The organism is Saccharopolyspora karakumensis, assembly GCF_004349225.1.
GTDB classification, from domain to species: Bacteria; Actinomycetota; Actinomycetes; order Mycobacteriales; family Pseudonocardiaceae; genus Saccharopolyspora; species Saccharopolyspora endophytica.
Genome location: NZ_SMLA01000021.1, coordinates 1 through 22,194 on the forward strand (window position 1 = coordinate 1; position 22,194 = coordinate 22,194).

The following is a 22,194-nucleotide window of genomic DNA, read 5'->3' on the forward strand; positions in this document are numbered from 1 at the left end:
AGACCCAGCGCGATCGGCAGCGAGACACCATCGATCTGCACCGCGTCCAGCGCAGACCCCAAACCGGGGACCCAGCGACCGGCCAGCAGACCGACGACCATCGCCGCGCCGATCCACACCGGCAACAAACGGTCCAGTGTGGACAGCTTCGCCACGACGGCGTTGTCCTGCGTCTGGGTCATGCCGTCACCGCCACATCCTGAGCCGGAGCCAGCGATTCCGACAGCAGCCGCAACGTGTCGGACTTCACGCGGTAGTAGATCCACGTGCCGCGCCGGTCGCCCTCGATCACCCCGGCCTCGCGCAGCACCTTGAGGTGGTGCGAGATCGTCGGCCCGGACAGCTCGAAAGCACCGGTCAGATCGCACACGCAGGCCTCGCCGCCGGCGTGCGAAGCGATCAGAGACAGCAGGCGCAACCGCACCGGCTCCCCGATCGCCTTGAACACCTTGGCCAGGTCAGCGGCCTGGTCGACGGTCAGCGGCTCCCGCATCACGGCGGAGGCGCACGGTTCGGCCTCGCCCCGTGAGACGATCAGGACGTCTTGTTTCGGCATGCGTCTAACTTGACATCCATCGAGATAGGAACGCAAGCTCGACGACAGGTTTCCCGTCGCGCTGTGATCGGCGCCTCGCCGCGCAGGGTGCAGGACTGTTCGACTCAGGTGGATGGAGGTTGTGGTGCCCGAGGCCCGGGACGTGGTGGTGATCGGCGGTGGACAGGCAGGTCTGGCGGCCGGGTACTTCCTCCGCCGCGCGCAGCTGGATTTCGTCATCCTCGATGACCGGCCCGAGCCCGGCGGGGCGTGGCGGCACTACTGGGACTCGCTGCGGCTGTTCTCGCCGGCCGAGTACAGCCCGCTTCCCGGGTGGTGGATGCCTCGCCAGCCCGGCGAGGAGTTCCCCACCGCCGACCACGTCGTGGAGTATCTCGCCGCCTACGAGCGGCGCTACCAGCTGCCGGTGCAGCGGCCAGTGCGCGTCGACGGTGTCCACGACGCCGGTGCGTGGCTGGCCGTGGACACCGACCGCGGGACGTGGCGGGCGCACATCGTCGTCAGCGCCACCGGAACCTGGAGCCAACCGCACCGGCCCTCGCATCCGGGAAGCGAGGTCTTCGCCGGACGGCAGCTGCACACCGAGTCCTACCGGTGCCCCAAGGAGTTCGCCGACCAGCACGTCGTCATCGTCGGCGGCGGCAACTCCGGGGCCCAGATCCTCGCCGATGTGTCCACTGTGGCCGAGACGACCTGGGTCACCGCACAGCCGCCGCGATTCATGCCCGACGACGTCGACGGCCGGGTCCTGTTCGACGTGGCCACCCAGCGCGAAGCCGCACGCCGCGCGGGACTGCCCGACGACGGCGGGACCCGGCAGCTGGGTGACATCGTGATGGTGCCCAGCGTGCTGCAGGCTCGTCAGCGTGGAGTGCTGCACGCCGAGCCGATGTTCGACCGGCTCACCGAGCGCGGCATCGCCTGGGACGACGGCCGCGAACTCGACTGCGACGCGATCATCTGGTGCACCGGCTTCCGCCCCGCCCTGCGACACCTCGCGCCGCTGGGCCTGCGCACCGACAACGGCACCATCCCCACAGACGGCAGCCGCAGCGTCGAAGAACCACGGCTGCACCTGCTGGGCTACGGCGACTGGACCGGCTGGGCCTCGGCCACGCTGGTGGGCGCCGCACGGACCGCGAAACCCGCGGTCGCCGACATCGCCCAACACCTTTCGCGATCCGCCGATTAGCCGCTCATCCCGGCGGTGGGGCGGGTGGCCAACGCGAGCAGTGCGCTCACTGCGGTCATGGCGCCCAGCACGAGGAACAAGGCCGGGAACCCGCCGAAGGCCGCCGCGATCGCCGAACCGCCCCAAGGTGCGAGCGCGATGGCGATCATCAGCGGCGCCGACAGCAGGCCGCTCAACCTCCCGTAGGCGGCGGTGCCCCACCGGTCGCTGACCGCGGTGGCCTGCAGCAGGGTGAACACGCCGCGGGCCATGCCCACGAGCATCACCGCGACGATCAACAGCCCGGCCGGTCCCGGAACCACCGCCGGCACCAGCGTGGTCACCGCGCAGGCCAGCAGGATGACGACGGTGCGGCCACGGACCCCGGTGCGTCGCTGCAGCGGCGCGTAGCCCAGGCGTCCCAGCACTTGCCCCACACCGCCGAGCCCGAGCGCCCAGGCCGCCAGGTGGGAGTCGAAGCCGCGTTCGGTCAGCAGCGGAACCTGGTTGATCACCACCGCGTACACCCCGAACCCGCCGAGGGCCATCGTCGCCAGCAACGCCAAGAACGCTCGGCTGCGCGCAATCTCGGCCGCGTGCCCGTTGGCCGACGAATGTTCGTCGTGGGCGAGGTGGGGCCACGGCAGCCGCAGCCCGGCGTGCAGCGGGATCGTGATGACGCCGACCACGACGGCCAGCACCACGCACGTGCCGCGCCAGTCGAGGTGGTCGTTCAACGCCGCGGTCAGCGGCGCGAACACCGTGCTGGCCAGGCCCGCCACCAGCGTCAACGCGGTCAGCGCGCGCACGCGGTCCGGCCCGTACCAGCGGGTCACCGCGGCGAAGGCAGGCGGGTAGAACGTCGCCGCCATCGCCACCCCCGCGACCAACCACGCCAGCAGGAACCACCCGTAGCTCGGGGCGTGCGCGATCCCGAGCACGGCGGGCACGGCCAGCACCGAGCCCGCGGTCATCACCGCACGCGGGCCACGGCGATCCAGCCACCGCCCGACCGCGATCCCGGTCACGGCGGACACGATCTGGCTGGCCGAGAACGCCCACGTCACGGCGGGCAGCGACCAACCGGTGTCGCGCGTGATCGCCGGCGCCAGCACCGGAAAGGCGTAATAGAGCACGCCCCAGCTGGTGATCTCGGTGATGCACAGGGCGATGAGCGCGCGACGCCGCCGCACGGCCTCGACGGGCGATGCGACGGCGGTCGTCCGCGGTTCGGAGTGCATGCGCCTCAGCGCTCAGCGGCTCCGGGGCGCCGCCAACTCGACACTCTGCTGCGGCGCGCCGCAGCAGCCGCCGCCCTGCGCGGCCTCGGGCTCCTCGAACAGCCCGGCCCCACCGCACACTCCGGTCTCCGGCAGGACGAGCTCAACCCGCTCGGCGGACTCGGCGTCGCCGGCGATCGCGGCGGCCACGCTGCGGACCTGCTCGTAGCCCGTCATCGCCAGGAACGTCGGCGCCCGGCCGTAGCTCTTCATCCCGACCACGAACGCCCCCGGTTCCGGATGCGCCAGTTCCTTGGCTCCGTGCGGGTAGACGGTGCCGCAGGAGTGCACGTTCGGATCGATCAACGGCGCCAGCGCCGTCGGCGCCTGCAGCACCGAGTCCAGGCCCAACCGGATCTCCGAGAGCCAGGACAGGTCCGGCCGGAACCCGGTCAGCACCACGACCTCATCGACGGGCTCGCTCTTGTGCCCCTCGAACGAGGTCAGCACCAAACGACCATCCCCATCGGCCTCGACCGCAGCCGTGCGAAAACCCGTCACCGTGCGCACGTGTCCGGCATCGACCGCCTGCTCGGCACGCAGCCCCAACGCCCCGCGCTCGGGCAACTGGTCGGCCTCACCGCCACCGAACACATCCCCCGAGCGGCCCCGGCGCAGCACCCACACGATCTCCGTACCCGGCGCCTCCTCGGCCAGTCCGGCGAAGGCCACCAACGCGGTCAGGGCCGAATGCCCGCTGCCGGCCACGGCGATGCGCTTGCCCGCGAACCGGGCCCGGACCTGCGCATCGGAAACGTCGGGCACCTGGTAGCTGATCCGCTCCCGTGCGGCGCGCTCCCCCACCGCCGGCAACCCGTCGCCGCCCAGCGGGTTCGGACTGCGCCACGTCCCGGAAGCATCGATGACCGCCGAGGCGGTGATCCGCTCCTCGCCGGTCCCGGTCTTGACGTGCACCGTCAGCGGCTCAGAGGCCCGTCCGGCATCCACGACCCGGTCCCGGCCGCGGCGAGCCACGCCCACCACCCGGGCACCGAAGCGGACGCGCTCCCCCAGCGCCGCCGCCAACGGCTGCAGGTACTGCTCGACCCACTCCGCACCTGATGGGTAGCCCGCCGGTTCCGGCGCCTGCCAGCCCTGACGCTCCAGCAACCGCGCCGCGGCCGGGTCGATCAACTCCGACCACTGCGAAAACAACCGCACATGCGACCACTCCCGCACCGCAGAGCCGGCTTCCGGCCCCACCTCGAGCACCAACGGCTGCAAACCGCGCTCCAGAACCTCCGCAGCCGCCGCGAGACCCACCGGGCCTGCACCCACCACCACAACCGAATTCTCGTCCATGACACACCCCTTTGCATCGATCGATCACCTTCGATGAAACTACTTCGAATGTATCGACGTGGATCGATTGACACAAGCATCGATCCGGGTCGATACTTGGACAGCAGGGACCATTGCGCGGACATCGATGAGGCCGTTGAAGCGCTTCCGGCGTCGCCGCGGCGAAGAGAGGATCGACGATGAGCTAACAACCTGCAGAGTTGCGCGACACCGTCCGACAGCGCTACGCCGCCGCGGCCACGGCCGCCAGCCAAGACGACATCACCGATAGCTGCTGCGGACCGGCGCAGGTCGAGGTCGGCGACGGCTTCGGATCCAGCCTCTACGCAGCATCCGAACGCCAACAGCTGCCCACCGCAGCCATCGCGGCGTCGCTCGGCTGCGGTAACCCCACCGCAGTCGCCGAGCTGGGCGACGGGGCGCGCGTTCTCGATCTCGGCTCTGGTGGCGGCATCGACGTGCTGCTGTCCGCCCGCCGGGTCGGCCCCACGGGCAAGGCCTACGGCTTGGACATGACCGAGGAAATGCTCGCCCTCGCCCTGGCCAACACCGAGAAGGCGGGCGCCACCAACGTCGAATTCCTCAAGGGCACCATCGAGAACATCCCGCTCCCGGCGAACACGATCGACGTCGTGATCTCCAACTGCGTCATCAACCTCTCCGTCGACAAGCCCGCCGTGTTCGCCGAAACCTTCCGCGTCCTGACCCCGGGCGGACGCATCGGCATCACCGACGTGGTCGCCGAAGACCACCTCAGCCCTCAAGCACGAGCCGACCGTGGCACCTATGTCGGCTGCATCGCCGGAGCGCTCACCTTCGCCGAATACCACGACGAGCTACGGGCAGCGGGATTCACCGAAGTCGAGATCACCTCAACCCACCAGGTCGCCGACCACATGCACTCGGCGATCATTCGCGCCACCAAACCTGCCATTTCGGAAACAGAGGGCGCCTGCTGCGGGGTGACCGCTTGCTGCACGCCCACCGAACAGGCCACCGGTCGGGGAACCACGATCACCGAAGCCAAAGATGCCGCAGGCTGCGCCTGCCGGGACACCCATTGATCCAGAGTCGCAAACGATCGAGCTCAACCGGCTTCATCGAGCGCGTGAGCTGGCGTCGGCGGAAGTCAGAGCGCTGTGCCGCGAAGTGGCTTGCTCGGCCGATGCGCACCTGTCCATGCTTGCCTCTGCGCACGACAGGACGAACAGAAGCGCCACGCCGGGTTCATCGACGTGAATCGATTGACGAAACCATCGATGTGTGTCGATACTTAGGGCATGACGACGACGGCTTCTGAGACCGGACTGCTGCCCGCAGAGGATGCGACCACCTACGCCGAGTGGTTCGCGTGCCTGGCCGAACCCACCCGCGTCCGCCTGCTGCACGCGGTGGCGGCGGCCGGCACGATCAGCGTGGGCACCTTGACCGAACAGCTGGGCATCAGCCAGTCCACCTGCTCGCACCACGTGCGCAAGCTCGCCGACGTCGGGTTCGTCCTGCTGCACAAGGAACGCACCACCACCTTCGTCTCGGTCAACACCGCATGCTGCACCGGCCTGCCGCACGCCGCCGACGCGGTCATGGGCGTCGTCGCCCGCCCCTGCTGCCCGGACGACCTCCCCGAGGACGTCACCATCCGGCAGCTGCAACCCGGCGACTGGACCGAGGTGCGCCGCATCTACGCCGAAGGCATCGCCACCGGCCACGCCACCTTCGAAACCGACGTCCCGCCGCGCAAGTCGCTGGAGGCCAAGTGGCTGCCCGACCACCGGTGGGTCGCCGAGGTCGACGGGCAGGTCGCCGGATGGGCCGCCGCGAGTCACGTGTCCAACCGGCACTGCTACTCGGGCGTGGCGGAAACATCGGCCTACGTCGGCGAGGACTTCCGCGGCCGCGGCGTCAAAAAATCCTTGTTGCACAAGCAGGTCACCGCCGCCGACGCCGACGGCCTGTGGACGCTGCAAACCTCGGTCTTCCCGGAGAACCGCGCCAGCATCGCCCTGCACTACTCCGCCGGTTTCCGCACCGTCGGACTGCGCGAACGCATCGCCCAGCACCACGGCGTCTGGCGCGACACCGTCTTCCTCGAACGCCGCCGCAGCTGCGACAACGACTGACCTGATCCCCTCTCACCCACACCGGCGCCCACCGTGAGGGCGACGGTCGATGAGAGGTGCCCTGTGAACCTCCGCGACGCCATCGTCATCGGCGGCGGCCAGTCCGGACTCGCCGCCGCTCACGCGCTGCGCTCCCAGGGCCTCCGGCCCGTCGTGCTGGAAGCAGGAGCCGAACCCGTCGGCTCCTGGCCGCGCTACGCCAACCCCACGCTGCTCGGCAGCGACCTGCACTGGTGGACCGCCACCACCAGACTCGACATCCTGCCCCTCGGACCCTGGCTACGCACACCCCCACCACACCGGTCTCCGACAAACGCCCCTGCAAAGCTGCCATCGAAGCCGGAAAGCCCCACCACCGCACCCTCTTCGCTCACCTCAACACCACCGAGGCCACCTGGACCGACGGCACCCACGAACACATCGACGCCGTCATCGTCGCCACCCGCTACCGCCCCGACGTCACCTACCTCCAACCCCTCGTGGCGGTGCGTCGCTGGTGCGGACTGAACCCCGGCGACCGGGTGCTGCTGGCTACCGCGCCGGATGCCGGTCCTCTTCTGGCCCACACCATGCGCGCCCTCGACGACATGTCCAGGCTTCGGTTGACCAGGCTCACCGGCGTTGGACGTACTCGTGGGCCTGGCTCCCTGGGAGATGGGCGAAGCAGAAACGGCCTGTCTGTCCGTCGTGGACCGGGGCGATGAGCTCGGCGCTGGTCACCCTAATCGGCCCGGCGTTCGAGGCAGAAGTCGACGAACGCCTGCGCGCGGCGGTGCAACGTCATCGACCTCGGCCAGGCGATCACAATGCGTTCCTCCCTGACATCTTCGGCGATCTCCTTGACCACCAGTGGACGCCCTTCGTAGGTGTGGTTGTTCTCCGGGCGCTGGACCAGCACGGCATAGCCCATGCCGCGGCCGACGAGGGCACGGGTCGTTTCGAAGGTCGTCGGCCGGTAGCGCACGTTCGGAACGACGCCCGCCTGCTCGAAGATGCGGTGGGTGTTGGTCGAGCTCGGCGGGGCGTCGAACTGCACGCACGGCTCGTCGGCCAGGTCAACGAGAGAGACTTCGGTGGCGTGGGCAAGCCGGTGATCCGCCGGCAGCAGGACGTGCGGATGCACCGTGCTGATCACGGTGCGCGCCATCTCCGGGTCGATGGCCATGTCGTAGAGGACAGCGAGGTCCAGTTCGCCCTGGCGCAGTCGCCGCTGCAGCACGTCCTGAGTGTCTTCGACGAAGTCGATGGTCACCCCTGGGTGCAGGTCGCAGAACTCCTGCATCAGCGGCGGCAGTGCGGTCGGCGCGAGCGTCACGTAGCAGCCGACCGACAGCGTGCCAGCGAGCGTATCCCCGCCCGCCGCCACGTTCTCCAGATCCTCCGCACGCCGCAGAAGATCGCGCGCGTACTGCAAGACCTGCGTTCCAGTCGGGGTGAGCGTGACACCGTGAGCCTTGCGGCGCACCGCCAGCTGCACGCCTAGCGCCCGTTCCAGGTCACCCAAGGCTTGCGAAAGCCCGGGTTGGGAGACCAGCAGTTTCTCCGAGGCTCCGCTCAGCGTGCCGGACTCGGCCACTGCGACGAAGTACTCCAGTTGGCGAAGCGAGAACCGCAAGCGACTCATCACCTCAGCTTATATATATCCCAGCGTTTTCGTTCTTTTCCCGTGCTTGTGACGGCTGGCACGCTAGCTCCCCAGCAAACATGGCGGTAGCGCCTGTTCACCCCGTATGTGCACTCATCTCACCTCAGGAGCACCGCGTGGCAGCAACGACGCGCACGCGCCTCAGCGCGCAAGAACGACCGATCAGCCCGTTGAAGGTGGCGTCGGCGAGCTTCGTCGGCACGGCGATCGAGTGGTACGACTACTTCATCTACGGGATGGCCGCCGGGATTGTCTTCGGTCCGCTCTTCTTCCCCGCCTTCTCTCCCACCGCCGGAACACTCGCCGCGTTCGCCACCTTCTCCGTCGGATTCCTCGCCCGGCCGTTGGGCGGCGTGGTGATGGGGCACTTCGGCGACAAGATCGGCCGCAAATCGATGCTGGTCACCTCGCTGCTGCTCATGGGCCTGGCCACGGCTGGGGTCGGGCTGCTGCCGACCTACGAGACCATCGGGGTGTGGGCGCCGATCCTGCTGGTCGCGCTCCGGTTCGTGCAGGGCATCGGTGTCGGTGGCGAGTGGGGTGGAGCCGTGCTCATGGCCGTCGAGCACGCGCCACCAGAGAAGCGCTGCTTCTACGGCAGTTTCCCGCAAATGGGCGTGCCCGGCGGTCTGCTGCTGGCCAACGTCGTCTTCCTCACCGCAACCGGGGTGTTCCCCGGCGACGCCTTCACCGCTTGGGGCTGGCGAATCCCGTTCCTGCTCAGCGCCCTGCTGGTGGTCGTTGGTCTGGCCATCCGCTTCAGCGTCGACGAGAGTCCCGAGTTCACCAAGGTCAAAGACGAGGGCAACGACGAGCGGCTACCGCTGATCACGGTGCTGCGGGAACACCCCCGTCAGGTATTGCTCGCCGCCGGCGGGTTTCTCGGCAACAACACCATCGGCTACCTCTTCATGGCCTACCTGCTCTCCTACGGCACAAAGACGCTGGGGCTTTCGCGCACCACCATGCTGACCACCACGCTGATCGGGGCGGCCGCGTGGCTGGTCGTCATTCCGTGGGCCTCCCGCCTGGCCGACCGGCATGGCCGTGAGAAGGTGCTCTTGCTGGGTTCGTGTGGATTGTCTGCATGGATGTTCGCCCTGTTCCCGCTGGTCGACACCGCAAACGCGACCCTGATCATTGTCGCTGTGCTGGGGGCGGCCTTCTTCCTGGGTGTGACCTACGGCCCGCTGGCCGCGCTGATCTCCGATCTGTTCGCGACCCGGGTCCGCTACAGTGGCGCCTCTCTCGGCTACCAGATCGGCTCGATCCTCGGCGGTGGCATCGCCCCGACGCTGGCGACCGCGCTCTACGCGACCACCGGCTCCTCCACCCCGGTCACCGCTTACCTCGTCGCGGTCTCATTGCTCAGCCTGGGTTGCCTCGCGCTCATCGCGCGTGACCAGCAGAAGTTGACACTCTGAATCGGAAACCACCGGGCTTCTCGCCGTGATGCCCGAGCCCACCGGTCTTCTCCACACTTCTGCATCAACGTGATCTGCCTGGACGACGGCGTCCGCGGTGCGGCGCTGTTGTGCGTCGGCGAGGTCTCGAAGGTGTCGTGCTTGCCAGTGCCCGGCGGCTCGGGGCCCGCAACCCCGCGCAGCCGGCGAGCGGCCCCGCGGGGTTGACTGGCGTGCTGGGCATCGCCCGCGAGCACAACGGCATCGACCTCACCGACTCGGTCTCGCTGATCCGGCTCTACGCGGGCGAGCAGGTCGCCGAAAAGGCATCCGCAGCGGTCGGCGGGTGTTTCGACCGCGATGGACCTGCCGTGGCGGTCCTTGGTCGACGGTTCGGAAGCCTCAGCGCCTACCGGCGTGGTGGGCACGGCCGTATCCGGGCACGGGTCTAAAGGCCGCTTGCGGACGTGCGCGAAACACTAGGCGCGTGAGTGACCACACCCTTGACGAGCTGACCTGGCGCGGGCTGATCGCGCACTCCGCCGACCTCAACGCCCTGCAGCGCGTACGTGAACAACCGCGAGGTCGCACACGAGGAGTGGGCGCCGAGCGCCGACGACCTACTACCCGGCCACTGGCTGGTCCTGCGTCGCGGCGAACGCCACACCGCCGTCGTCAAGGTCCTGCGCTCACCCTCTCCCTTACTCCGGGACGTCGGTACGCGCGACACCCTTCTGCTGGGGCCGGTGCTCAGGAAGAGCGTGGTGCCGACCGCACTGGACCACCTGCTTCTCGGCGTCACTGATTGCCCGATCGCCTCGCTGCACTCCGACTTGTTCACCGCAAAGATCTGAAACAGCGCCAGATTTCTGGGCTGCCAGAACGGCTCCATTCGTCAGCAGTCTCGCTCCGATCCTCGCCACGGCTGTTGAGCACGAGGCATCGGGCTGAACGATGCAGCAGTGCGACTGCCGGAACTTCTCGCTCGACGACCTCTTCGAAGGTAACCGTGGAGCGCGGTTCAGCAGCTGGCGCTGTTGCGGTGATCAGCATGCTCGGTGCTGCGGGGTTTCCCTTCAGCCGTCCGTCTTGTGCACGAGCCGGCCCGCGAAGTAGGTGCGCTGCACCCGCGTTGCGTGGATGTCACCGGAGTCGATCTCGAAGAGGTTCCTGTCCAGCACGATGAAGTCGGCTGAGCAACCGGGCGCCAACCTCCCCGCAATGTCGCCGATGCCGAGGGCGTCCGCGGGGTTCGAGGTGAACGCTGCGATCGCTTCCTCCAGCGTCAGCTTCTGTCCGGGATTGAGCGTGCCGGGGAAGCGTTCGTCCGGGTTGCGCCGTGTCACCAGTGTTTCCAGCCCGGTCCAGGGGTCGGGGGACGGTGCGGCGCACGGCCAGTCCGAACCTGCAGCGACGACCGCGCCGCTGTCGACGAGGTCGCGCATCGGCCAGGAGGACTCGACGACCCTCGGCTCCACCTGTTCGGCGATGCTGTCCTGGATCACGCTCGGATACCAGATGTAGGGCGAGAGGTCGGCGACGACGTTCACCTCCGCGAAGCGCGGCACGTCGTCGGGGTGGACGAACTCGGCGTGGGCGATCTGCAGGCGAATGCCGGAGGCTGTCTCGTTCCGCAACCGCTCGGCGGCGTCGAGCACGCGACGCGCGGAGGCATCACCGGTGGCGTGGAGCTTGGCACCGAGCCCGAGCTCGGCGCAGCGTTTCAACTGTGCCACCAGGTCTTCAAGCGTCCAGTACATCTCCCCCTGCGTTGGTTCCGAGCCGTGACCGCACCGGTAGGGGCTGAGCAGGGCCGTAGTCCGCGTCATCGGAACACCGTCCAGGACGATCTTCACGAAGTCCGGCCGGACCAGCTCGCCACGCAGCTCCGCGACCTCGGCGATGAGCTCCTCGCCGACGATGCCTTCCTCCAGGAACGGCCGGACCGGCATCGATAACACGACCCGGGCATTGAGCCCGCCGGACGATTCGAGAGCGGCGAGGGCTCGCGCCGAGCCGAGCATGGTGGCGGCCTCTTGCGCCGAGGTCACCCCGTAGGAGTTGAGCGTCTTGATGGCAGTGGCGACGGCCTTGTCCGTCCGGGTCTGAACATCGGTGATCGACCTGGTGAACGCGGCTTCGGCCTCCGCCGACGCCGACTCGTGCAGCACCCCAGTCAAGCAGCCGTTCCCGTCGCGCACATACCGGCCGCCGTCAGGATCCGCCGAACCGGGTCCGACGCCCATCAATTGGAGGGTGCGGGAACTGACCCAGCGGTTGTGCATGCTGTCGTCTCGCAGCAGCACCGGCCGCCCACCACTCACCTCGTCCAGCCTCGCGAGAACGGCGGCGTCAGCGAGGCCGTCCAAAACAGTGCTGCCGACGATCCCGCCGACCACCCAGGCATCGGGCCCCAGGCCTGCCGCCCACTCACCGACCTTGCCGAGGATCGTGTCCAGACCCTCGGTGGGCGCCAACGGCAGCTCGAACGCTGCCTGACTGCCACCGAGGTTGAGGTGCACGTGCCCGTCGATCAGGCCCGGCATGATCATCGCACCGCCGGCGTCGTGCACCTGCGTTTCCGGACCGGTGAACGCTTCGGCCTCGGCACCGGATCCGACCGCGACGATCCTCCCATCGCGCACGGCCAGCGCCTCGGCCCACGGCCGGCCAGGGTCCTGGGTCCAGATCCGGCCACCGGTCACGACGAGATCCGCGGGAGAACTCATGCTCGGCTCCTCTCAAGGGGCGTGTCAGGCCGATGTTCCGCCGGGTCAGTGGCTGATGACCTGGGGCTGGCCGAGGTGTTTGAGTCCTTCCACTCCGAACTCCAAGCCGTACCCCGACTGCTTGGCACCGCCGAAGGGGATGCGTGGGTCCACAGCGCCGTGCTTGTTGATCCACACTGTGCCGGCCTGCAGGCGCACGGCGACCGAGTGCGCCTTCTCCTGGTCGGAGGACCAGACAGATGCTCCCAGCCCGACGTCGAGTCCGTTGGCCATCGCCACAGCTTCGTCAACCGACGAGTACTTGATGATCGGCAGGACCGGACCGAACTGCTCTCGCGCGACGAGCGGGTTCTTGTCGTCGATGTCAGCAACGAGCGTCGTCGGGTAGAAGTACCCGGGCTGATCCTCGACCGGATTACCGCCGACGACGATGCGGGCGCCGTCGTCCTTCGCCGCCTGGACCAGCTCAGTGACGATGTCGTACTGGGCCTTGTTCTGCACCGGTCCGAGTACGTTGCTCTCGTCGAGGCCGACGCCCATCGGCATGGCGGCCGCGAGCCCGGCCAGGGCCTCGACGACGTCGTCGTAGACGGTCTCGTGGACGTACAGGCGCTTGAGAGCCGCGCAGGTCTGACCGGTGTTGATGAACGCGCCCCAGAAAAGATCCTCAGCGATGCTCGCCGGATCGATGTCGGGCAGCACGATGCCTGCGTCGTTGCCGCCGAGTTCTAGGGTCAGCCGCTTCACGGTGTCCGCGGAGGACCGGATGATGGCCTTGCCCGTCTCGGTGGAGCCGGTGAACATGAGCTTGTCGATGTGCGGATGCGCGACCAGCGCCTCGCCGATCTCACGCCCACCCGAGACCACGTGCAGCACATCATCGGGGAGCGCGGTGTTGAGCACGTGCGCGAGGGCGAGCACCGAAAGCGGCGTGTACTCCGACGGCTTGAGCACCACCGTGTTGCCCATCCGCAGCGACGGGGCCAGCTGCCAGACGCTGATCATCATGGGCCAGTTCCACGGCCCGATCGCACCCACGACACCGAACGGGCGGTAGTGCAGTTCCGCGCCATCGGCCACCACCTCCGGTTCGAGTTCGAACGAGGCGGTGGTGCGCAGCCACGCCGCGCACGCGCCAACTTCGAAACGCGCGTTGGGCCCGTTGAGCGGCTTGCCCTGCTCCCTGGACAACAGCTCCGCGAGGGCTTCCGCGTTGTCCTCGACAGCCTGTGCCGCACGGTTGAGGTAGGAGCTGCGCTCGGCGTGGCCCAGGGCGTCCCACCCGGGCTGAGCCGCGCGGGCGGCGTCAACAGCCGAATCCAGGTGCGCCCTGGCGTGTTCCGGGGCTCGGCCGACGGTTTCACCGGTGGCCGGGTCCTTGATCTCGGTGCCGCCGGTCTCGGGCTGAATGACCATCACAAGGTCGTCGGCCTTCGCGAACATTGGCTACTCCATTCTTTACTGACCGGCCCTCAGACGCCGACGCTTCGCTTGGTATCGAGTGCGCCGGCGAAGAACGTCGCGAGTTCCCCGGTGGCCTCCAGCGGCAGCACGTGGGCGACGTAGTGGTCCGGGCGAACGACGACGAGCGCGCCGTCGCGGTCGATGCCGCGCGCGTCGAAGATGTCGTTCGCGGGGTCCGCGGCGTAGACCTTCTCGTAGTCGACGACCTCGTAGGGACCGACCTTCGGCAGGTACGCCCGGGGCACCGAACCGAGATCGACGGCCGTGTAGTCCTGCTGGTAGATCACCTTGACGTCGAAGAAGGCGTCGACGTCGGCCTCCGCAGGCGTGTGAGCCACCACTGGGGACTGCGGTGATCCGGTGATCCACTCGGCGAAATCCCGCGCCTTCGAGTGCTGTCCCTCCCGCGGGCGGTCGGCGAAGACGTAGATCCGCCAGCGCCCGTCGGCGCGGTGGTGGTGACCGAGGTGCACCGAGTTGGCGTCGCACACCCGCGTCACGGCGTGGGACTTGAAGCGCTTGCCGATCGGGAAGCCGGCCGCCCGCTCCTGGTGCGTGGCCTCGGCGGTGATCAGCGAGGGCTGGTACTGCGTCATCAGTCCCGCGGGGAACTCGGCGGTCTTGACGTAGAAGTCCGCCAGCGTGTTGGGCTCGCCGAGCTCCTCGGGCTTGGCGGCCATCATGCTCGACCACTCCCGGTCGAAGTCGATCAGGTTCTGCGCGATCACCTGGCGTTCCGCCGAATAGGTGTCCAACAGCGATTCAGGGGCACGCCCGTCGAGAACGTGCGCGACCTTCCAAGAGATGTTCCACCCGTCCTGGATGGAGACGTTCATGCCCTGACCGGCCTTGGCGCTGTGCGTGTGGCACGCGTCGCCGGTGATGAACACCCGCGGGGTGCGGGTGCCCACGAGCTCGGCCGGCACGTCGTCGAACTTGTCGGCCAACCGGTGCCCCACCTCGTAGACGCTGCGCCAGCCGACGTGCTTCACCGTCAGCGCGTAGGGGTGCAGGATGCGGTTGGCGCGCGCCTCCACCTCCTCCTGCGTGGTCTCGCGGACCTTGCCGTGGTCGTCGGCGGAGACCTCGCCCAGGTCGACGTACATCCGGAACAGGTGGTTGCCCTCGCGGGGGATGTGCAGGATGCTGCCGCCGTCGTGGGACTGGATGGCGCACTTGGTGCGGATGTCGGGGAAGTCGGTCTCGGCCAGCACGTCCATCACGCCCCAAGCGTGATTGGCCTGGTCACCGATCAGCTGACGGCCGATCGACTCCCGCACCCCGCTGCGAGCACCGTCGCACCCGATCACGTACTTGGCGCGCACGATCCGCTGCTCACCTTCGTTCTCGCCCGCGCTGCGCCGCAGCGTGACGGTCACTGGGTGGTCTCCCCCGTCGGCGACGTCGAGGCCGAGGAACTCGTAACCGTAGTCGGGTTCGATCCTGGCCGGGGCGTTGCGAGCCGCTTCGGCGAAGTAGTCCAGCACCCGGGCTTGGTTGACGATCAGGTGCGGGAACTCGCTGACGCCCGTCGCGTCGTCGGGAGCCCGCGAGGTCCGGACGATGTTCTCGGGGTTGTCCGGATCCGGCGCCCAGAAGCACATCTCGGTGATCCGGTAGGCCTCTTCGGTGATCCGGCCCGCGAACCCGAACGCCTGGAACGTCTCGACGCTGCGCGCCTGAATGCCGTCGGCCTGCCCGATCTCCAGCCGTCCCGGGCGACGTTCGACCACGCGCGTCACGATGTGCGGGAACTGGGCGAGCTGCGCGGCGGCGATCATCCCCGCAGGACCGCTGCCCACGATGAGGACGTCGACCTCGTCGGGAAGCTCAGCTGGACGATCCACACCGGTCCCGGCAGCCGGCTGAACGCGGGGATCACCCGAAACGTAGCCGTGGTGGTGGAACTGCACGATCTCTCCTCACGACATTGCGAGAAAGTCGGTTCTTCCGCAGTGGGAACAGGCCTCACGCGTAGGGGTTGGGCATCAGGGTGTACTTGGTTTCCAGGTATTCCTGGATCCCTTCCCGGGAGCCCTCGCGGCCGAGACCGGACTGCTTGACTCCGCCGAAGGGCGCGGCTGCGTTGGAGACGACCCCGACGTTGAGTCCCATCATCCCGGTCTCGATCTCCTCGATCAGGCGTTGACCGCGGCGGGTGTCACGGGTGTAGGCGTAGCCGACGAGGCCGTAGGGAGTCGAGTTGGCCAGCTCGATCGCCTCCTCCTCCGAGGAGAAGGTGGCGACCGGCAGCACCGGTCCGAAGATCTCCTGCCGCATCACCTCCGCATCCGGTGGCACGTCGGTGAGCACGGTCGGCAGGTAGAAGGTGCCTGGACCCTCTCCCCTGGACCCGCCGGTGCGGACGCGCGCGCCCCGGTCGACCGCGTCGTCGACGAGGGCTGCGACGCTGTCGACCGCCTTGCGCTCGATCAGCGGCCCGATGTCGACGCCGTCGTCAGTGCCGCGTCCGGTCCGCATTCCCGCGACGCGCTCGGTGACGCGCCGGCCGAACTCCTCCGCAACGGTCTCGTGGACGTAGAACCGGTTGGCGGCGGTGCAGGCCTGCCCGATGTTGCGGAACTTGGCGGCCAACGCGCCGTCGACCGCCGCGTCCAGGTCGGCGTCGTCGAAGACCAGGAACGGCGCGTTGCCGCCGAGTTCCATGCTGGTGCGCAGCACTCCCCCGGCCGCCTGCTCCAGCAGCCGGACGCCGACCTCGGTGGAACCGGTGAACGACAGCTTCCGCAACCGCGGATCGCTGATCAGCGGCCCGCACAGGGCCCCGGACTTCGACGTCGTCACCACGTTGACCACGCCCTCCGGCACTCCCGCCCGCTCCAGCAGGCGAGTCAGCATCAGGGTGGTCAGCGGAGTCAAGGCGGGCGGTTTGATCACGACGGTGCAGCCCGCCGCCAGGGCCGGTGCGATCTTGCGGGTCGCCATCGCCAGCGGGAAGTTCCACGGCGTGATCAGCAACGACGGGCCGACCGGCCGGTGGGTCACCACCATCTGGCCGGTGCCCTCGGGGCTGGGGCCGTAGCGGCCGTCGATGCGGACGGCTTCCTCGCTGAACCACCGCAGGAACTCCCCGCCGTAGCCGACCTCGCCGCGCGCCTCCCGCAGCGGCTTGCCCATCTCCAGGGTCATCAGCAGCGCGAGGTCGTCAGCGTGCTCCTGCACCAGATCGAAGGTGCGGCGCAGGATCTCAGCTCGGCGGCGAGGCGCGGTGCGGGCCCAGTCCTGCTGTGCGGCGACAGCGGCGTCCAGCGCGGCAGCGCCGTCCGAGGCGGTGGCGTCGGCGACCTCGGCGATCACATCACCGGTCGCGGGATCGTGCACCGGGAAGGTTCCGCCGCTGCCGGCAATCCACTTGCCGGTCACGAACAGTTCGGTGGGAGTGCGCCCGAGGAGGTCACGCTCTGCCGCGCTCATAGCGAGGTTCCCAACTTGAAGCCCTTTTCCTCGTCGCCCTTGCGGGTGTAGGAGAAGCCATCGGCGCCGACGGTGACGGCCATTTCACTGGAGTCCGTGCGCACCTTGAGCGGCTGCGGGTTGCCGTCGAGGTCCAGCACCGGGGAGGCCTCGGTGTACCAGGACGGGACCACGGGGTTGCCCCACCAGTCGCGGCGCTGGTTGTCGTGGACGTCCCAGGTCACGACGGGGTTGTCGGGGTCGCCGGTGTAGTAGTCCTGGGTGTAGATCTCCACCCGGTGCCCATCGGGGTCCCGGATGTAGAGGTAGAAGGCGTTGGACACGCCGTGGCGGCCTGGTCCGCGCTCGATGACGTCGGACATGCGCAGCGCGCCGAGCTTGTCGCAGATCGACAGGATGTTGTGCTTCTCGTGGGTGGCGAAGGCGATGTGGTGCAGCCGCGGCCCGTCGCCGCCGGTCAGGGCGGTGTCGTGGACGGTGTCCTTGCGCCGCAGCCAGGCCGCGTAGGTCGTTCCGTCGGCGTCCTGGATGTCCTCGGTGACGCGGAAACCCAAGTCCTCCAAGTACTCCCGGCCCTTGGGCACGTCGGGGGTGACCTGGTTGAAGTGGTCCAGGCGCACCAGCGCGCCCGGGGTGTACAGGTCGTAGCGCCAGGCCAGCCGCTCGACGTGGGCCACCTCGTGGAAGAACTCGTACGGGAACCCGAGCGGATCGGTCACCCGGACGGAATCACCGATGCCCTTGGCGAATCCGTCGGCGCGGCGTTCGGTGCGGCAGCCGCGCGCGGCGAACCACTCCTCGGCCCGGTCCACGTCCTCCGGGGTCCGCACCCGGTAGGCGAACGCCGCCGCGGCGGCCACCGGCCCCTTGCGCAGCACGAGGTTGTGGTGGATGAACTCCTCCAGCGTGCGGAGGTAGATCGCCTCGTCGTCCTCCTCGGTGACCACCAGGCCGAGCACGTCGACGTAGAACTCCCGCGCCCTGGCCAGGTCGGTGACCACCAGGTCGAGGTACGCGCAACGCAGGATGTCCGGTGGGGTGAGGTCGGCACTCATCGTTGAACGCTCCTTCACTTCAGTCGTCAGGCGCCGAACTTCGGGGTGTGGACGGGTGCCAGCGAGATGTGCATGGCCTGCTGGTCGGAGTAGAAGTCCAGCGACCGGTAGCCGCCCTCGTGCCCGAGCCCGGAGGCCTTCACACCGCCGAACGGGGTGCGCAGGTCGCGGACGTTGTGCGAGTTCAGCCAGACCATCCCGGCGTCGACGCGCTGCCCGAAGGTGTGCGCGCGCTCCAGGTCCGAGGTCCACACGTACGCGGCCAGCCCGTACTTCACACCGTTGGCTAGCTGCAATGCTTCCTCGTCGCTGTCGAACGGGGTGATCGCCACGACCGGCCCGAAGATCTCCTCCTGGAAGATCCGCGCCGTCGGAGGCACATCTACGAACACCGTCGGCTGCACGTAGTTGCCCGCTTCCAGGCCCTCCGGGCGTCCGCCGCCCGCGGCGAGCTTCGCCTCGGTCTTGCCGATCTCGATGTAGCTGGTGACCTTCTCGTAGTGCTCGGGGTGCACCAGCGCGCCGACCTCGGTGGCCGGGTCGTGCGGATCGCCCACCTTGACGTTGTTCGCGCGCTCGACGTACCGGCGCACGAACTCGTCGTAGATGCCGCGCTCCACCAGGATCCGGCTCCCGGCCGTGCAGCGCTCACCGTTGAGCGAGAACACGCCGAACACCGTCGAGTCGATCGCCGCGTCCAGGTCGGCGTCGGCGAACACGACCGCCGGGCTCTTGCCGCCCAGCTCCATCGACAGCGCCTTGAGCGTCGGGGCGGCGTTGGCGAAGATCAGCTTGCCGGTCGCCGATTCCCCGGTGAACGAGATCAGCTGAACATCCTCGTGCTTGACCAGCGCGTCCCCGGCCTGTTCGCCGAGCCCGTTGACGATGTTGAACACGCCGTCGGGAACTCCGGCCTCGCGGAAGATCTCCGGCCACAACCCGGCCGACAGCGGCGTGAACTCGGCGGGCTTGAGCACCACCGTGCAGCCGGAGGCCAAGGCGGGCGCCAGCTTCCAGCTCTCCAGCATGAACGGCGTGTTCCACGGCGTGATCAACCCGGCCACGCCCTTGGGCTTGCGGTTGACGTAGTTGACCTGCTTGCCCGGCACCTTGTAGGTGTCATCGGCCTGGGCGACGATCAGGTCCGCGAAGAACCGGAAGTTCTCCGCCGCCCGCTTCGCCTGACCCAGCGCCTGCGTGATCGGCAGCCCGGTGTCGAAGGTCTCCAACTCCGCCAGGCGCTCGTTGCGGGTCTCGACGATGTCGGCGATCTTGTTCAGGATCCGGGCGCGCTCGCGCGGCAGCATCCCCGGCCACGGGCCCTCGTCGAAAGCCCTGCGGGCAGCCGAGACCGCGCGGTCGATGTCGGCCTGCTTGCCCGACGAGGCCTCCAGGTACGACGTGTTGGATACCGGGTCGAGGACCTCGAAGGTGTCACCGTCGAGGCTGTCGACGAACTCGCCGTCGATGAAGTGCTGGATGCGCTTGGGCAGGTCGGCCGGCACGTGCTGGATCGTCATGTCAGTTCCCTCCGGCGATGGTGTCGGTGTCCTCGACCGGCGACAGGTAATCGGCGCCCTCGTCGAGCAGCGCGCGGATCTTGTCCTTGCCCGCGTCGGTCGGCGTGATCAGCGGCGGCCGGACGTGCTCGGAGCGGATCAGGCCGCGCTGGGCCAGCACCCACTTGACCGGCGCCGGGTTGGTCTCCACGAAGATCAGGTCCACCAGCGGGTGCAGCCCGTAGTGGATGTCCAGCGCCTCGTCCATCCGACCGGCGTGGAAGGCCTCGTACATCCGCTTCGTCGCCCCGGGCGCGATGTTGGCCGTCGCGCTGACGAAACCCGTGCCGCCCAGCGCCAGCAGCGGCAGGCACAGCAGCTCGATCCCGGACCACACCAGCAGATCCCGGCCCGCGGCCTTGATCACCCGCGAGAAGTGCTCGAAGTCCTTCGTGGTCTCCTTGATGCCCACGAAGTTCGGCACATCGCGGTGCAGCCGGGCGACGGTCTCCGGCGCGATCTCCACCGCGGTCCGGGTCGGCACGTTGTAGGCGATGATCGGCAGGTCCGGGTACTCCTCGGCCACCGTGGAGTACCAGACGTAGAGCGCCTCCTGCGTCGGCTTCGCGTAGTACGGCGTGATGATCAGCGCCGCGTCCACACCCGCGTCGTAGGCAGCGCCGGTGAGCTCGATCGTCTCGTCCAGCTTCGCCGAACCCGTGCCCGGAACGACCGGTGCCCGGCCGTCGACGGCCTTGAGCACGGTGCGGATCGCCTCGGCGCGCTCGTCGATGGTCTGCGCGCTGGGCTCACCGGTGGAACCACCGATGGAGATCCCGTCGGACCCCTGCTTGAGCTGCCACTGGACGAGGTTCGCCAGCGAGGCGTGGTCCACCTCGCCGTCGGCGGTGAACGGGGTGATCACCGGAGCGATCGATCCCGTCAACTGCTCGGGTCGGGTACGCCAGTTCGTCATCGGGTTCCTTCCTGGTCGCGCTCGGCGTCGTAGCGGCGGCGCCACTCTCCGGTCAGCGGGTACAGCCCGTCCACGGCCGCGCCTTCGGCGACGCGGGCGGCGATCCACTCCTCCTCGGCCTCCTGCTCGATCGCGGCGTCGAGCACCTGATCGAGCAGCGCGGGCGGGACGACGAGCACGCCGTCGTCGTCGCCGACGATGACGTCACCGGGCTGCACGGTCGCCCCGCCGCAGGCCACGGTGATGTCGCTGTCCCACGGCACGTGCCTGCGCCCGAGCACGGCCGGGTGCGGGCCGCCGGAGAAGGTGGGGATGTCGAGGTCCTTGACCGCGCTGTGGTCGCGCACTCCCCCGTCGGTGACGATCCCGGCCGCGCCCAGCACCTGCGCGCGCAAGGCGAGGATGTCGCCGACGGTGCCACTGCCGCGCTCGCCGCGCGCCTCGACCACCAGCACGTCTCCGGGTTTCAGCGAGTCGAAGGTCCGCTTCTGCGCGTTGTACCCGCCGCCGTGGCTGCGGAAGAGGTCTTCGCGCGCGGGCACGAAGCGCAGCGTGCGAGCTCGACCGATGATCTTGCTGCCGGGCTTGTCGGTGCGCACGCCGTCGATGGACAGCTGGTTGTAACCGTGCTTTCGGAGCTGCGCCGACAGCGTCGCCACGGCCACCTGGCGCAGCTTGGCGATGCGGTCCTCGGTGAGCTCGAACGGCGGCTCCAGCCCGGCGGCGTCGCGGCTGCCCCACGCCTCGGCCCGCTGGACGTCGTCGACCGACGGTTGCGCGCTGAACTCCGGCAGCGGCCCGGAGCCTTCGACGACGCTGGTGCGCAGCCGTCCGGTGCTGTGCTCGGTGCCGGGAACGTCGACCTCGACCTCGACGACGTCGCCGGGCCCGACCACCGACGACCCGGCCGGGGTGCCGGTGAGCACGACGTCGCCGGGTTCGAGGGTGATCAGCTGCGAGAGGTCGGCGACCAGCTCGCCGAACGGGAAGACCACGGTCGCCGAGGAGTCGTCCTGGGCGAGTTCGCCGTTGACCCAGGTGCGCACGCGCAGCGACGCCGGATCGACCTGCTCGGCCGGGATGCTCGCCGGGCCCAGCGGGGTGTAGCCGTCGCCGCCCTTGGAACGCAGGTTGGAGCCCTTGTCGGCGGAGCGGAGGTCGTAGACGCCGAGGTCGTTGGCGGCGGTCACGGCGGCGACGTGCGACCAGCCGTCCTCGCGCGAGACCTGGCGGGCGGTCGTGCCGATGATCAGCGCGATCTCGCCTTCGAAGGCCAGCAGCTCGGTTCCGGGCGGTCGCTCGACGGTCTGGCCGCTGGTCGCCAGCGACGTCACGGTCTTGAGGAAGTACGAGGGTCTCGACGGCGCGCGGCCGCGCTGGGCGATCCGCGACGGGTAGTTCAGGTGCAGCGCGATGACCTTGCCCGGCCGCCCGACGAGCGGGTGGTGCGCGAGGCCGTCAGCCGGCGGAGGAACTGCATCGGACGTCATGCCGCAGGATCGTATACGATGACATATGCGATCACAACGCTGAATCGGCGCGCCCCTCCGGAAACGAAC

Annotated in this window: 19 protein-coding genes and 1 pseudogene; 7 read left to right on the forward strand and 13 right to left on the reverse strand. The window is 68.9% G+C overall.

Features of this window, described 5'->3' with window-relative positions:
* A pseudogene (locus tag E1202_RS15585) lies at positions 1-182 on the reverse strand (ACR3 family arsenite efflux transporter); the annotation flags it as partial.
* Positions 179-556, reverse strand: coding sequence for an ArsR/SmtB family transcription factor (locus E1202_RS15590; protein ID WP_132683866.1), 378 nt, complete (start codon positions 554-556; stop codon positions 179-181). The gene E1202_RS15590 and the pseudogene E1202_RS15585, both read right to left, overlap by 4 nt.
* A 112-nt stretch (positions 557-668) precedes the next feature.
* Here E1202_RS15590 and E1202_RS15595 point away from each other — a divergent pair, with 112 nt between their 5' ends.
* The gene (locus E1202_RS15595) at positions 669-1,748 is read left to right on the forward strand and encodes an ArsO family NAD(P)H-dependent flavin-containing monooxygenase (protein ID WP_132683868.1); all 1,080 of its coding nucleotides are present in this window, start codon (positions 669-671) and stop codon (positions 1,746-1,748) included.
* Here E1202_RS15595 and E1202_RS15600 read toward each other — a convergent pair.
* Both E1202_RS15600 and E1202_RS15605 read right to left on the reverse strand, forming a co-directional pair.
* Positions 1,745-2,968, reverse strand: coding sequence for an MFS transporter (locus tag E1202_RS15600; protein WP_132683870.1), 1,224 nt, complete (start codon positions 2,966-2,968; stop codon positions 1,745-1,747). The genes E1202_RS15595 and E1202_RS15600 overlap by 4 nt on opposite strands.
* 12 nt (positions 2,969-2,980) lie before the next feature.
* Positions 2,981-4,309 carry an NAD(P)-binding domain-containing protein gene (locus E1202_RS15605; protein WP_132683871.1) on the reverse strand — a complete coding sequence of 443 codons (1,329 nt, stop codon included), beginning with the start codon at positions 4,307-4,309 and terminating at the stop codon, positions 2,981-2,983.
* A gap of 200 nt (positions 4,310-4,509) precedes the next feature.
* Here E1202_RS15605 and arsM point away from each other — a divergent pair, with 200 nt between their 5' ends.
* The 3 genes from arsM to E1202_RS15620 all read left to right on the forward strand — a co-directional run bounded on the left by arsM (position 4,510) and on the right by E1202_RS15620 (position 6,936).
* A complete protein-coding gene (gene arsM, locus E1202_RS15610) occupies positions 4,510-5,373 on the forward strand; it encodes an arsenite methyltransferase (protein ID WP_207918660.1) in 864 nt (287 codons plus the stop codon).
* A 216-nt stretch (positions 5,374-5,589) separates the two neighbouring features.
* Positions 5,590-6,429, forward strand: a complete 840-nt coding sequence (locus tag E1202_RS15615) for a helix-turn-helix domain-containing GNAT family N-acetyltransferase (protein ID WP_132683873.1) — start codon at positions 5,590-5,592, stop codon at positions 6,427-6,429.
* 63 nt (positions 6,430-6,492) lie between these two features.
* Entirely contained in the window at positions 6,493-6,936 is a 444-nt protein-coding gene (locus E1202_RS15620; protein ID WP_132683875.1) for an NAD(P)-binding protein, read from the forward strand.
* A 214-nt stretch (positions 6,937-7,150) separates the two neighbouring features.
* On the opposite strand, the gene E1202_RS15625 is transcribed toward E1202_RS15620, so the two are convergent.
* Entirely contained in the window at positions 7,151-8,053 is a 903-nt protein-coding gene (locus E1202_RS15625; protein ID WP_132683876.1) for a LysR substrate-binding domain-containing protein, read from the reverse strand.
* Between the two features lie 137 nt (positions 8,054-8,190).
* On the opposite strand from E1202_RS15625, the gene E1202_RS15630 reads away from it, so the two are divergent.
* From E1202_RS15630 to E1202_RS15640, 3 genes are all read left to right on the forward strand, one after another.
* Positions 8,191-9,498: an MFS transporter gene (locus E1202_RS15630; RefSeq protein ID WP_235878414.1), complete on the forward strand. Its 1,308-nt coding sequence runs from the start codon at positions 8,191-8,193 to the stop codon at positions 9,496-9,498.
* Between the two features lie 137 nt (positions 9,499-9,635).
* Entirely contained in the window at positions 9,636-9,929 is a 294-nt protein-coding gene (locus E1202_RS15635; RefSeq protein WP_132683880.1) for a DNA-3-methyladenine glycosylase, read from the forward strand.
* A gap of 117 nt (positions 9,930-10,046) precedes the next feature.
* Positions 10,047-10,331 carry a hypothetical protein gene (locus E1202_RS15640; protein ID WP_132683881.1) on the forward strand — a complete coding sequence of 95 codons (285 nt, stop codon included), beginning with the start codon at positions 10,047-10,049 and terminating at the stop codon, positions 10,329-10,331.
* Between the two features lie 222 nt (positions 10,332-10,553).
* Here E1202_RS15640 and E1202_RS15645 read toward each other — a convergent pair whose 3' ends face one another.
* The 8 genes from E1202_RS15645 to E1202_RS15680 are packed head-to-tail and all read right to left on the reverse strand — an operon-like array spanning position 10,554 to position 22,125.
* Positions 10,554-12,206 carry an amidohydrolase gene (locus tag E1202_RS15645; protein ID WP_132683883.1) on the reverse strand — a complete coding sequence of 551 codons (1,653 nt, stop codon included), beginning with the start codon at positions 12,204-12,206 and terminating at the stop codon, positions 10,554-10,556.
* 45 nt (positions 12,207-12,251) lie between these two features.
* The gene (locus E1202_RS15650) at positions 12,252-13,649 is read right to left on the reverse strand and encodes an aldehyde dehydrogenase family protein (RefSeq protein ID WP_132683885.1); all 1,398 of its coding nucleotides are present in this window, start codon (positions 13,647-13,649) and stop codon (positions 12,252-12,254) included.
* Positions 13,650-13,678: 29 nt separating this feature from the next.
* Positions 13,679-15,583 (reverse strand): FAD-binding monooxygenase, encoded by a 1,905-nt coding sequence (locus E1202_RS15655; RefSeq protein WP_132683886.1) that lies wholly within the window; start codon positions 15,581-15,583, stop codon positions 13,679-13,681.
* Positions 15,584-15,638: 55 nt separating this feature from the next.
* The gene (locus tag E1202_RS15660; protein WP_132683888.1) at positions 15,639-17,105 is read right to left on the reverse strand and encodes an NAD-dependent succinate-semialdehyde dehydrogenase; all 1,467 of its coding nucleotides are present in this window, start codon (positions 17,103-17,105) and stop codon (positions 15,639-15,641) included.
* Positions 17,102-18,160 (reverse strand): 3,4-dihydroxyphenylacetate 2,3-dioxygenase, encoded by a 1,059-nt coding sequence (hpaD, locus tag E1202_RS15665; RefSeq protein WP_132683890.1) that lies wholly within the window; start codon positions 18,158-18,160, stop codon positions 17,102-17,104. The genes E1202_RS15660 and hpaD overlap by 4 nt, the downstream gene beginning before the upstream one ends.
* A gap of 26 nt (positions 18,161-18,186) precedes the next feature.
* Positions 18,187-19,680 (reverse strand): 5-carboxymethyl-2-hydroxymuconate semialdehyde dehydrogenase, encoded by a 1,494-nt coding sequence (gene hpaE / locus E1202_RS15670; RefSeq protein WP_132683891.1) that lies wholly within the window; start codon positions 19,678-19,680, stop codon positions 18,187-18,189.
* Position 19,681: 1 nt separating this feature from the next.
* Positions 19,682-20,635 (reverse strand): 4-hydroxy-tetrahydrodipicolinate synthase, encoded by a 954-nt coding sequence (dapA, locus tag E1202_RS15675; protein ID WP_132683892.1) that lies wholly within the window; start codon positions 20,633-20,635, stop codon positions 19,682-19,684.
* Positions 20,632-22,125 carry a fumarylacetoacetate hydrolase family protein gene (locus tag E1202_RS15680; RefSeq protein WP_132683893.1) on the reverse strand — a complete coding sequence of 498 codons (1,494 nt, stop codon included), beginning with the start codon at positions 22,123-22,125 and terminating at the stop codon, positions 20,632-20,634. Before E1202_RS15680 ends, dapA begins: the two co-directional genes overlap by 4 nt.
* Positions 22,126-22,194 lie beyond the last annotated feature (69 nt).

Bases quoted from the DNA above. Each gene is read 5' to 3' on its own strand.
- hpaE (WP_132683891.1), bottom strand. From the start codon at position 19,680: ATGACGATCCAGCACGTGCCGGCCGACCTGCCCAAGCGCATCCAGCAC.
- E1202_RS15590 (WP_132683866.1), bottom strand. From the start codon at position 556: ATGCCGAAACAAGACGTCCTGATCGTCTCACGGGGCGAGGCCGAACCG.
- E1202_RS15650 (WP_132683885.1), bottom strand. From the start codon at position 13,649: ATGTTCGCGAAGGCCGACGACCTTGTGATGGTCATTCAGCCCGAGACC.
- hpaD (WP_132683890.1), bottom strand. From the start codon at position 18,160: ATGAGTGCCGACCTCACCCCACCGGACATCCTGCGTTGCGCGTACCTC.
- E1202_RS15645 (WP_132683883.1), bottom strand. From the start codon at position 12,206: ATGAGTTCTCCCGCGGATCTCGTCGTGACCGGTGGCCGGATCTGGACC.
- E1202_RS15625 (WP_132683876.1), bottom strand. From the start codon at position 8,053: ATGAGTCGCTTGCGGTTCTCGCTTCGCCAACTGGAGTACTTCGTCGCA.
- E1202_RS15660 (WP_132683888.1), bottom strand. From the start codon at position 17,105: ATGAGCGCGGCAGAGCGTGACCTCCTCGGGCGCACTCCCACCGAACTG.
- E1202_RS15600 (WP_132683870.1), bottom strand. From the start codon at position 2,968: ATGCACTCCGAACCGCGGACGACCGCCGTCGCATCGCCCGTCGAGGCC.
- dapA (WP_132683892.1), bottom strand. From the start codon at position 20,635: ATGACGAACTGGCGTACCCGACCCGAGCAGTTGACGGGATCGATCGCT.
- E1202_RS15615 (WP_132683873.1), top strand. From the start codon at position 5,590: ATGACGACGACGGCTTCTGAGACCGGACTGCTGCCCGCAGAGGATGCG.
- E1202_RS15680 (WP_132683893.1), bottom strand. From the start codon at position 22,125: ATGACGTCCGATGCAGTTCCTCCGCCGGCTGACGGCCTCGCGCACCAC.
- E1202_RS15595 (WP_132683868.1), top strand. From the start codon at position 669: ATGGAGGTTGTGGTGCCCGAGGCCCGGGACGTGGTGGTGATCGGCGGT.
- E1202_RS15605 (WP_132683871.1), bottom strand. From the start codon at position 4,309: ATGGACGAGAATTCGGTTGTGGTGGTGGGTGCAGGCCCGGTGGGTCTC.